This is a genomic window from Dysgonomonas termitidis (genome assembly GCF_042654545.1).
In the GTDB taxonomy this organism is placed as follows: domain Bacteria; phylum Bacteroidota; class Bacteroidia; order Bacteroidales; family Dysgonomonadaceae; genus Dysgonomonas; species Dysgonomonas termitidis.
This window is the reverse complement of the sequence record NZ_JBHSGN010000002.1, coordinates 75,926-86,757: the sequence shown is the minus strand read 5'-3', so window position 1 is coordinate 86,757 and position 10,832 is coordinate 75,926. Positions and strand designations below refer to the sequence as shown.

The following is a 10,832-nucleotide window of genomic DNA, read 5'->3' as shown; positions in this document are numbered from 1 at the left end:
GATATGCAGGATGGCTCTAATTATCAGGTAGGATAGTGATAAAAAAAAGACTGCATGCTTACGCATTACAGCCTTTTTTAAGTAGAAATTTCAGTTAATATCGGTGTAAAAGTAAATAAATAATTTAAAAATAGAATATTATGCTAAAAATAACATCGACAGCCAAGCAAATAGGATTGCAGATAAACGATAGACAGGTAGATTATTATCTTAAAGGACATCTTGACTTTAAGCTATCCAATGCAGGGGATAGGTTTTATGTGTATAAAATTGGATCGGTAGCCTCATTCCTGGATCATCCTATGAGTGAGGGTGTAAGTATCGACGGGGTAGATGTCACCCCTGATAACTTGGGTGACTTACTCGAAGAGATAGCCCCGGAGGCTGGTGGGGCGGGCGGGACAGACGACCATACACAATTAACCAATCGCGATGCTGCCGATCAGCATCCTATCTCCGCGATAACGGGGCTGACAGCAAGCCTGCAAGCCCTTGCCGCCATGCAGGGTAACTGGCTGGGGGTGGATTTTCCTACCTATGCCGACCTACTGGCCTATGATGCTTCGCTTGCTGAAAAACCAGCCGATAAGACATGGACGCGCGTCCATGCAGATGAAAACCCGAATGGAGGCAACGGAAACCCATCGGTGTATGCGTGGCTTCGTAGCGAGATATCACCCGGTACATTCGAAAATATACTTACATTCCAGTATGCAGTATATATACCGGATACGGAGACAGATCCGGTGTTTACGGCATGGAAAGGAGGTAATTCTATCGTGGCCGGAGCAAATGCCAATGCTTCGGGTAGCGCAACTGTAGCTATCGGAATTAACTCCACTGTTAGCGCAAATGCCGGTACCGCTCTCGGCAGTAATAGTAAATCAGGGAGCTATTCAGTAGCTATTGGCTATAGTTCTGAAGCCTCAGGGAATTCATCAGTAGCTATTGCTCAAAGTAAAGCCAGTGCTCAAAGTTCTGTAGCTATAGGGGTTAATGCCGTAACTAGTAGTACAAATTCTATAGCTTTAGGGGCTAATTCACAAACCACAACAGATAGAGAACTTTCTATAGGTCACCCTACCCTAAAAAGAAGGATTACCAATGTCGCGGATGGAACAGGTAACAACGACGCCGCGACAGTAGGGCAGGTGAATGCTACTGTCGCGGCCTCCCAAAGATGGAAACCCGCTGTCTCCACTTTGGCCGATCTGCCTGTAATAACAGGTACTGAGCAGAATGTAACATGGCTATGCCGGGTTACTTCGGAGAATAACGTATACCAGCGTGTAGCCGGCACTTCCAGCACATGGACGCTCTACAGTGAGAATACGGACTATGTCGACGAACAGGAACTGGAAGACGCGATAACGGAAGCCGTTACAGGCACACTGACAGACGAAGACGGCACACCCGATATACCAGATACTGAAAGCGGGAATATCTGGACAAAGATTCAGCAGGTCCGTAATAATCTGAAATATCTGTTATTTGTAATTACAGGAGGCGCAACAGGGCAGGTGCTTACATCTGCAGGTGGTGCGAATCCTCCGGAGTGGCAAACTCCAAGTAACGAGCAGCCGAACGGAAGCGTCAACGATACATACCAGGACCAACCCGTAGACCACTACTACTGTGTAGCTAAAATAACATCCGACCTACGGCCGGAAAACAGCTTCTGGTATAGCGATATGTTCAAATTTGATATAATTATATCAAACAGGGCGGCAGATATCAACAACTATCAATGTATTGCAAATGTAGTAGTAAATACAGGACAGTGGAACCCAAACCCATCCGGGATAACAATAAATACGGCCACTGGCAATTTCGAAAGCGGAAACCTCTACATTACCCAGGAGGAGATGCCTGAGAACGGAGCAAAGAGAGTAGTTTACAGAATCTGGATGCGCAAGCATATAATACAGAATTATGACAGCAACGTTTGCTTCCTGCAAGTATCAAACATCCTGTATTATTCAGGGGAAGGAGGCATGGTCGATTATAAAATTGAATATTTTAAACCAACGGCGCCCGATACATTTGTAGGAATTCCGGCATCTCAAATTGCGCCACAAACTCCTATAAATGAAGCTACTTTTAACAGAGATATTAACCAAAGCATTGAAATACCGGGAGGGACTTCAGTAGATGTAATAAACATTCAAAATAATGCATTAAAAGTAACAGCGTCTTCACAAGATTGGATAGAGGGTAATGGTATTACCACAATCGGTCAAATATCTTTAATTGACTATGGTGGTGGAGATGCAGTTATATGGGATTACCAAAACGGATGGGCCGCGAGCTTTAACTTCATGTATGCAGATACAGATAAAGAATACTATGTAGATTGGAATGCAACAACCAAGGTATTGACTTTCACTCCAGGTGACGTTATAACTTCCATAGACCCGAATGCCGGAATATTTGATTCGATAATGTTTATCAATGGATCTCCTGCTCAAATTGCAGAGGTGTGATAGAAAAAGCCTGTCTCGCGACAGGCCTAGCCCTAAAAACAATCGTTTCATATATTTCTAACACATTTTAAACGATGTAAATATAATAATAAATATTAAATAGATGGAAATAAAGGATTTGATTACGGATGTGCTGATGCCTATCGCTACTATCGTGCTGGGCGGGGGCTGGTTTATCCATTACCGGGCCAACAGGAGAAAGGCGAATGCTAACGCATTGAGCGAGCAAAGCAAGGCCCTGGTTGACGATGTAAGCGCGGCAGAGGTTATTCACCAGAAGTATGTGGAGGTGATCCGGCAGCAGGGCGAAGTGTCCATGCAGGAGTTCAGCAAGCTAACGGATAAGCTGAAAGAGCATATAGAGCTCGATAGGACTTTCCAGAAGTCGGTAGATAAGTTTATAGGCGACAGTGAGGAATACAGGAAAAAGCAGATGCTTATCAACAAGCGTATAGAACTGAAGCTGTTGCTGACAAACCCGGCTTTGCGAAGCGAAGAATATATAGATGAGAAGTATAAGGAATATACGGATGATGGGGGAAATAGCTATATATGCGATCTGTATAAGGAATTTAAGGAAAAGAGGAAAACGAAAAAATAAATAATATGGCGACACAAATAACTAAAAATTTCACGTTGGAAGAGCTAAGCCATTCCAATACGGCAGTAGCAAAGGGTATAAGGAATATACCTGATGTACAGCAGCAATTGAATTTGACAGCCTTAGCCAAAAGGCTATTGCAACCGTTAAGGGATATATACAATGAGCCGTTTATAATAAATAGCGGCTTCCGGAGTCAGGAAACTAATAAAGCAGTCGGGGGTGTCCCAAATTCACAACACACAAAAGGGCAGGCCGCCGATGTTTCGGTAAAGGAACCGCGCAAGCTGCTGGCTGCTTTACTTAAGAGTGGTTTGGATTTCGACCAGGCCATATTGTATCAGGACGGACGTAATAACTTCCTGCATCTGTCGTACAACCGGGAAGGTAACCGGAAGCAGGTATTGTACAGCAAGGGGACGAAGCCATGAAAATAGACACTGAAGACAGAGCGCTTATTATAGGGTTGGCTTTCGTTATTTTAATGATCGGGATGCTGGTGTATGCCGGAGTGTCTTAAATAGAGATAATGTAGTTATGGAAACTCAAATAAAATGTGACGAGTGTAACCGGTTCCTCTTTTCTACTACTACCCAGAAATGGGGAGCCATAGGATGCGAAGCCCAGAATAAAGGATTTATTTACAAAATACCTGTATTGTTCACCGATAAATACGAACGGTTATTCTTTTGTAGTAAAGAATGCCAGAAAAAATTTTACGATAAGAACATTCCTAAAAATAAAGAAGTAACGGAAGCCTTACAGGATCTGAAAACAAAAATACCAGATATGGCAAAGGATGTATGCAAGAAAATGGCTGTATTAACTAATCAGGTGAAAGGATAAAATTATGAAGAGACTATTAAATTTCCTTCGTTCGCTTTATTTTAGAGAGAACAGGCCGACACGAAGATATAAGGCAGGAAAAAAGAAAACATTATGAAAAAAGCACTCACAATATCACTCCTTATACTTATATGCCTTGCCCTGGCAGGTTGCCGGAGCAACAGAGAGATGAACCGGAAAACAGAGCTGTCATCCGAAACGGCAAAGAATGCCTCTATCCTTACAAAGGACAGTGCGGACATAAAAACAAAAAGTTCTTCCTCAAAAGAAAAAGTACATAATGAAGTCCGGTACCTGGAAGTAACGGACTTCAATCCGGACGGGACAATAAAAAGTATCAGTAAGGAATGGCGGGGTATAGATCAGCAGGAAAAGGAATCCTCTCATCAGGAGTCATCGGATAATTCGGTAAAAGAAACGAAAGTAGATAGCACATCAGTTACCAAGGCCAAGAAAAAAGAGGAGGTAAAAAAAAAGAATACTGATGACAGCAGGCCTATACAGGGTTCGGAGTGGATTTATTTTGTGATCGGGATTGTGGTTATATTTATTATTTCGAAAGTGGCGGGATCGATGAGGAAGAAAGGTTGAGAATGTTTTGAGTTTTTCATGGTATTGTGTTAGGTAAGGATGGAGCCGCTTGTCTGGGAAGATGGGCGGCTTTTGGGTTTTTCATAAATAATATTACGGAAAGCTATTAAACGGTCGCCTTATTATCTTATTTCTCTGGCTCAATTTGAATAGGATATTCGATATATTTTTAGTGTAATATGCTTCGTATATATTCCCGTCTTCCGTTCCAGCCAGCATCAGCCATGCGCTTATTATATTATTGATAAGCGCATTTTTTATTTCCGTATTGATATAACCGGCCTGATTCGTATCGAATTTATCCGGCATATCAATATTTATAAACCAGCTGCGCTCATCGTACGCCTCATCCTCTACATTATCGGGAATATGATTACTTTTGCTATATCCAGAAAGCGCATCGAATATATCTGAAGCTGCATTATCGAATAGGTCTTTAAATATAGTATCATGCTGCCTGTAGAATATTAGGTGCTCAGGAACTACTCCGTCAACCTTCTTGCTCCGGGCTATCAGGGATGTCCGTTCAAATACTTTCTCGTGTATATCTTCTAATTTATAATAAAAAGGATGTTCCATAATGTTATTTAATTTGAGTTATCAATTGTTGGCAATGCGTATACTTCCAAGTAGTCTAACTTTGTGTCATATTTTACGTTACCCGCAAATGCTATGCGGATATATCTTATTTTCTCCCGGGATGCATCACATCCGATGTGGGCAAAATCATTCAGATTGTCAGAATGGGATAGTTTACCGTTATATTCACGCCCTCCTATAAATCTCCATGTAAGGCCATCGACAGAACCGAATACATATAGTCCCGAGTATTTATTCGGTTTGATAAGGGACCTTAAAATTATCCGTACCGGCCTGATATAATTCTGGCCGTTCACTTTTATAGGCCTTGTTAGAAAAAATGTTTCTTTAGCGACATCCGTTTTTTCGTCTGTAATATTAAATATCTTGCCGCCAAATATACCGTACAGCAATGGATAGTTTGCCATAAACTTGCCCGGTACAAAATCAACTTTAGTCCATGCCTGCGAGACAAATGAGAATATATAGCTGTATGCATAATCCGAGTTACTAACGATCAATTCCCTGTTGTGGTTATAAATAAACCCGATCTTAGCCTCTTTCAGGTATTCGTTAAAGTCTACTGAAGATATAGATCCGGAGAGACGTACAAGATTATCATTATCCAGGGCCTGGTTTAATAAATTTATGGTACTTATTCCACTTTTGAAATTAAAAGGATTGCCTTCTACGAATTTAGATAATTCAGTTATCTGTTCTCCGGAAATCATTAATAATCCCCTGTTAGTTGAAAATACCACCGCATTGTCGATAGGAATAATACTATCCGGATTATTGCATACATCCCTAGATACCGGGCGTATAGATGCATAATCGACATCTTCCGAGCCAAGGCCTAACGCAAAAATACCATCCGAACAGAAAGCATATAACGGATATTCCCCGAACTGGCCCGTACTAATAGCTTTCGTATTTGAGCAAAGGCCCAGTATCTTCCCGGCACCGACCGTATATGTATTCTCAGACGGGTAAACAAATATATTATCCGTTTCGGATACCTTTATAATATTAGGGCTTTTTGATATTAGATTTTTAGGCGTAAACCAATCAATATTAAATATTTCATAATCTGTTGGATAATCTATAGGCCTTAATCCATCAGCTAAATAATAAGCAAGATTAAAATACGGATGAGGTTTTAACGGGACATCTATTATAGTCCCGTTTGTCGTCCCATCATTGTACGTTAGAACGATCTGCATCCTATATGCCCTTATATCAGGATATGATAATAACACGCTGATTTTATTAATATAAGTTCCATCGTATGCAAGAAATTCATTCCCGTTAATACTGAAATATCTGACACAAGCTGTAGAAGCATCTCCGTTTGAAGTCTTTAATAATACTCTTACCAGTAGCTGTGACAGGGTACTAAAGTTTGATATTCTTTTACTGGATGCAGGTGTTTCGTATGTGTAAGTCCCATCCTTTTTATCGAATCTTATAGGCTGATCCTGATAATATTTGAAAGGGAATATATTAGCCAGCTTTGATGTTATATCAGCTTTATGTATTTTATTATTATAAAGATATGAAACCACGGATATCATTTTTGCGTAATTATCAAAATCACTATTCCATGCTTCTCCCAGCGTCAGATTATTGAAGTCAAAATCGGTAACGAGCTTTACCTGTGGGGTTCCTTCTAAGTCTAAATCAAGATCATCCAATTCAAATGAAGCGAACTTAAATAACGGTGATTTTTTCTCATATTCCTTTGTTAATTCATCGTCTGTTTTTAAATAAGGAAATGGAGTTTGCATCAATAAATTTAAATTATCATCCTGTCTTATAGGAATAATAGGAGAAGATATGAACAGGTCTATCGAAAGAATAATATCCTTTACCGGCTTTAGTTTTTTTAGAGAATTAAATATTACATCCGGTTTACATCCTAGGAGTTGAGCTTTTACTTTATAAATTGCTTGCGTATCACTATAATAGCGTTCATCTGTCGCTCCAAAATATTGAAAGAAAGAATAATTATTATAATCGGGATTATCATAATTAGCATAGTTCCTATTTTTCGGATCTAATTGTGTACAAAAGAATAAAGGGCTTGTCTTTATATACGTACCGTCATATAATTTAATCGCGTACATCCACGAGAAACTGCCACATATATTACCAGCAGCCTGCATATTATACGCCGATTCATTTATATAACCCTTTAAAGCGGAAAAACGGCGTTCTTTCGCATCCCTTATTTCATTAGTTGTACCTATATTGAAGATTGTTTCAGAATAAAAGGAATAGGTTAAATCATCTCGGGCTGTCCTCCGCAGCTCCACCAACGGGACAATAAAATCTAAATCCATATAAATATACTTCTCCCCGTTCCAGAACAGGTAAAAGTTAATTATATCATCATTCTGAAAGTAAGATACATCTATAATATTACCATTATACGATAGAGAAACATCGGAAGGTATATTTAAACCCGATGGAAAATTTTCGATATCTTCCTTTATATTGTCATTTAAATAATATAAAGTGCCGTCCTGCAACACAATAAAATGCTCGAATATATTTGTTTTATGCAGAAATACAAGGTCATACGCAGACACATCGATATCAGATCCGAAAGTATCTTTAAGGGTCTGATACTCTCCCAAAGGCGTCAATGAGCCGTTTACGTGCCTCAGGTTAATAACTTCATCCATCGCTCCGTTTTCAGACAGCGGATCGGAAGTTGAGCGATCAATGCCTTTTAACGGTATAATTATCGAATTTTGCTTCATAATAAATCATCTTTTAAACAAAAGTATTTATTATAAAAAGCAAACAGGATGTTTAAATATATGAAAGATTTACAGACTTATAAATAATTTTATATTAACAATAATAGGCTTTATAGTAACTTTTTCATATCATCAATTACCTTTTTACCCAGTAACCGGGCATAGTGCTGGGTTTGCCTGATATTCGAATGCCCTAATGCCCTCGATACCGTTTCAACCGGAATATCTTTGTTTAGCAGATATGTCGCAAATGTGTGCCGGGCCGAATGTGATACTAAAGGCTTGTTTATGCCGGCTCCCATTGCAACTTCTTTCAAATATTCGTTGTATTTCTGATTCGTTACCTTGGGCAATTCGTACTTATATTTATTAGCGATAGTTTCAGCTTCCGGGAGAAAGAGAGTTATAAAATTTTCATCATTCTTTTCTCGATTGCTCTGTATGGCCCTATAACCGTCTATTTCTTTTATTGATTCTTTGCTAAACTTCATTAGATCGGCATATGCTAAGCCGGAAAAACATTGGAATAAAAATAAATCTTTTGTTCTCTCCAGATAACCGTAGTTAGGCTGATATTCTTTTAACTTATTTATTTCCTCCTCTGTCAGGAAGATTGGATCTTTCGATTTCCCCTTCTTATTTTTAAATAATGAGTATGGATTAGGGCCCTTAAATAAACCCCTGTTAATAGCTTCCCGAATATATCCCTTGAATAACGAATGCCTTTTATATAAAGTCGGTTCAGATATTATATATTTCCGTAACACGGCATCTAATCCGATTATATTGTCATAGGTAATATCCTCGAATGTTTTTATTTTGCCGTATTCTTCCAGCCTCCTGATAAATGAATGATTGTATTCCACTACGGCAACAGATGCATTGGTGCGCCTTAACTCACTATTAATAAATTCTACTACCGAAATAGCGGAGAAATCCTGCTTATCCCAATATTTCACATATTCGATCGATGGGCATTTATCGGATGAAACAAAAATATCTATTTCCCTGAAACGGCTATGCGCTTTTCCGGTGATAGACTTTGCGTTATCATTGTTTTTGCAGGTGAATCCGTTTTTATCTGAAAATTGTTCCGGCTTTATTCTTAAATTTGTCGATATATAAACCCGTTTATCTGTTCCGTCCTTACGAACCTCTATTTGAAGCAATCCGGTTTCTTTGAGTTTTCTTTTTGGATGTTTTTCGGATTTCCCTTTTTTTTCATTATCTCGAAATCCGGTTTCGTTTTTTCTGTCGAAAATAAAACGCATGGTATAATCTTTCATAACTTATTGGATTTAGCATATTTGCGAAGATACAAAATTTTGATACCCGTTTTGATACTTTTTGTATTTTGGTATCAAATTTAACAGAAAAAGACAGAAATATACCGACAAGTACAGAACACAAAACAGCTATTAAAGCCGTATTAAAACAAGAAAAGTGGCTATTTAAGCCACTTTTAAAGCGGAGAGGAAGAGATTCGAACTCTCGATACCCTTTAGGGGTATACACGCTTTCCAGGCGTGCCTCTTCAACCACTCGAGCACCTCTCCTTTTATTTGTGGGACAAAGATACAAGATATTTTGGTACTCACAAACTAATTTTTAAGGAAGCTGATATTTCAACATATTTAGACACTTTCAAGCAAGCTATGTGTACAAAAGTGTGCACATAAAATGAAAACAATCATTGTTGTAACTTGCGATGCAAGAAGACCTTTAGCAAATGGAACAGTTCCTTTAGTTGTAAAATTAACGAAGAATAATAAAAGGAAATACCTTAGAACAGGGATTACTCTAGATCCCAAACACTGGGATTTTGTTAAAAACAAGCCTAAACCCAATTGCCCTAACCGAGAATATATAGAAGCGATTATAACTGAAAAGTTAAAAGAGTACCAACAACAAGTTCTAGAGTATCAAACAATAGCGAAAGACTATTCTTTAACAACTTTAGTCGAAAAGGTCGAAAAGCCAATAAAGAAAATAACAGTCGAAGAATATTTAAAAACAATAATATCGAACCTCACTAATGAAAATAAAATAGGAAATGCTGAACATTACAAAGCTTTACTCAATTCATTACGGCAATTTTCAAAGTTAAATATATTATTTTCAGATGTGGATGTAGCCTATTTGAACAGATACGAAACATATCTAAGGAGTCGGGGTAATAAAGGCAATACGATAAGCATAAAGATACGTACATTCCGAGCCACATATAATAAGGCGATAAAAGAAAATGTTGTTAAAGCAGATTATTACCCGTTCAACAATTATAACACTTCACAGCTAAAAGAGGAGACTGTAAAAAGGGCAATATCTAAAGCTGATATACAAAGAATCATAGATTTTGATATCACAACAATACCGAAACATCAACATTCACGATTGCAGTTGAGTAAAGATTTATTTTTGTTCAGTTATTTAGGCTGCGGCATTAATATGATTGACATGGCATTTCTAAGGAAAGATAATATAGTTGACGGCAGGGTGATATATAAACGACATAAGACAAAAAAGCATATAAGCTTTACTCTCCAAACACAGGCTATCGAGATTGTGAACAAATATGTTCAGGTTGACAGAGATTATATATTCCCAATTATAGACGATGATACACATACTACCTTGCAACAGAAGTATAGACGGATAAAGAAAATTACTTATGTTGCCAACAAATCATTAAAAAAGATAGGGAATGCTTTGGGATTGTCAATTCCAATTACAACGTATGTCGCAAGACATTCTTTCGCTAGCATATTGAAGAAATCGGGCGTTAATGTATCATTGATTAGTGAGGCTTTAGGTCATTCTGATTTGGCTACTACTCAAATCTACCTCGACAGCTTCGAAAATAGTCAGATTGATGAAGCTATGAAAAATCTCCTTTAAAGAATATATAAATAATATGGGGTGACATTTGGAATATACAATACGTTCGCCTCATTTATTTTATTATTT

9 protein-coding genes and 1 tRNA gene are annotated in these 10,832 nt (G+C 38.3%); 6 read left to right on the top strand and 4 right to left on the bottom strand.

Going from position 1 to position 10,832, the window contains the following annotated elements:
• The first annotated feature begins 140 nt into the window (after positions 1-140).
• The 5 genes from ACFO6W_RS00450 (at position 141) to ACFO6W_RS00430 (ending at position 4,521) form a co-directional block, all read left to right on the top strand.
• Entirely contained in the window at positions 141-2,483 is a 2,343-nt protein-coding gene (locus ACFO6W_RS00450; protein ID WP_379993335.1) for a hypothetical protein, read from the top strand.
• Positions 2,484-2,586: 103 nt separating this feature from the next.
• Positions 2,587-3,084: a hypothetical protein gene (locus ACFO6W_RS00445; RefSeq protein ID WP_379993334.1), complete on the top strand. Its 498-nt coding sequence runs from the start codon at positions 2,587-2,589 to the stop codon at positions 3,082-3,084.
• 5 nt (positions 3,085-3,089) lie between these two features.
• Positions 3,090-3,515, top strand: a complete 426-nt coding sequence (locus ACFO6W_RS00440) for a D-Ala-D-Ala carboxypeptidase family metallohydrolase (RefSeq protein ID WP_379993333.1) — start codon at positions 3,090-3,092, stop codon at positions 3,513-3,515.
• A 106-nt stretch (positions 3,516-3,621) separates the two neighbouring features.
• Entirely contained in the window at positions 3,622-3,930 is a 309-nt protein-coding gene (locus ACFO6W_RS00435) for a hypothetical protein (RefSeq protein WP_379993332.1), read from the top strand.
• Between the two features lie 93 nt (positions 3,931-4,023).
• Positions 4,024-4,521: a hypothetical protein gene (locus ACFO6W_RS00430; protein WP_379993331.1), complete on the top strand. Its 498-nt coding sequence runs from the start codon at positions 4,024-4,026 to the stop codon at positions 4,519-4,521.
• 93 nt (positions 4,522-4,614) lie between these two features.
• Here the strand turns inward: ACFO6W_RS00430 and ACFO6W_RS00425 are convergent, their stop codons facing one another.
• The 4 genes from ACFO6W_RS00425 to ACFO6W_RS00410 form a co-directional block, all read right to left on the bottom strand.
• Positions 4,615-5,100: a hypothetical protein gene (locus ACFO6W_RS00425; RefSeq protein ID WP_379993330.1), complete on the bottom strand. Its 486-nt coding sequence runs from the start codon at positions 5,098-5,100 to the stop codon at positions 4,615-4,617.
• 8 nt (positions 5,101-5,108) lie between these two features.
• A complete protein-coding gene (locus ACFO6W_RS00420; protein ID WP_379993329.1) occupies positions 5,109-7,865 on the bottom strand; it encodes a hypothetical protein in 2,757 nt (918 codons plus the stop codon).
• 110 nt (positions 7,866-7,975) lie between these two features.
• Positions 7,976-9,151 (bottom strand): site-specific integrase, encoded by a 1,176-nt coding sequence (locus ACFO6W_RS00415; protein WP_379993328.1) that lies wholly within the window; start codon positions 9,149-9,151, stop codon positions 7,976-7,978.
• 182 nt (positions 9,152-9,333) lie between these two features.
• Positions 9,334-9,421, bottom strand: a tRNA-Ser gene (locus ACFO6W_RS00410).
• A gap of 124 nt (positions 9,422-9,545) precedes the next feature.
• On the opposite strand from ACFO6W_RS00410, the gene ACFO6W_RS00405 reads away from it, so the two are divergent.
• Positions 9,546-10,763: a phage integrase SAM-like domain-containing protein gene (locus ACFO6W_RS00405; protein WP_379993327.1), complete on the top strand. Its 1,218-nt coding sequence runs from the start codon at positions 9,546-9,548 to the stop codon at positions 10,761-10,763.
• Positions 10,764-10,832 lie beyond the last annotated feature (69 nt).

Bases quoted from the DNA above. Each gene is read 5' to 3' on its own strand.
- ACFO6W_RS00450 (WP_379993335.1), top strand. From the start codon at position 141: ATGCTAAAAATAACATCGACAGCCAAGCAAATAGGATTGCAGATAAAC.
- ACFO6W_RS00445 (WP_379993334.1), top strand. From the start codon at position 2,587: ATGGAAATAAAGGATTTGATTACGGATGTGCTGATGCCTATCGCTACT.
- ACFO6W_RS00440 (WP_379993333.1), top strand. From the start codon at position 3,090: ATGGCGACACAAATAACTAAAAATTTCACGTTGGAAGAGCTAAGCCAT.
- ACFO6W_RS00435 (WP_379993332.1), top strand. From the start codon at position 3,622: ATGGAAACTCAAATAAAATGTGACGAGTGTAACCGGTTCCTCTTTTCT.
- ACFO6W_RS00430 (WP_379993331.1), top strand. From the start codon at position 4,024: ATGAAAAAAGCACTCACAATATCACTCCTTATACTTATATGCCTTGCC.
- ACFO6W_RS00425 (WP_379993330.1), bottom strand. From the start codon at position 5,100: ATGGAACATCCTTTTTATTATAAATTAGAAGATATACACGAGAAAGTA.
- ACFO6W_RS00420 (WP_379993329.1), bottom strand. From the start codon at position 7,865: ATGAAGCAAAATTCGATAATTATACCGTTAAAAGGCATTGATCGCTCA.
- ACFO6W_RS00415 (WP_379993328.1), bottom strand. From the start codon at position 9,151: ATGAAAGATTATACCATGCGTTTTATTTTCGACAGAAAAAACGAAACC.
- ACFO6W_RS00405 (WP_379993327.1), top strand. From the start codon at position 9,546: ATGAAAACAATCATTGTTGTAACTTGCGATGCAAGAAGACCTTTAGCA.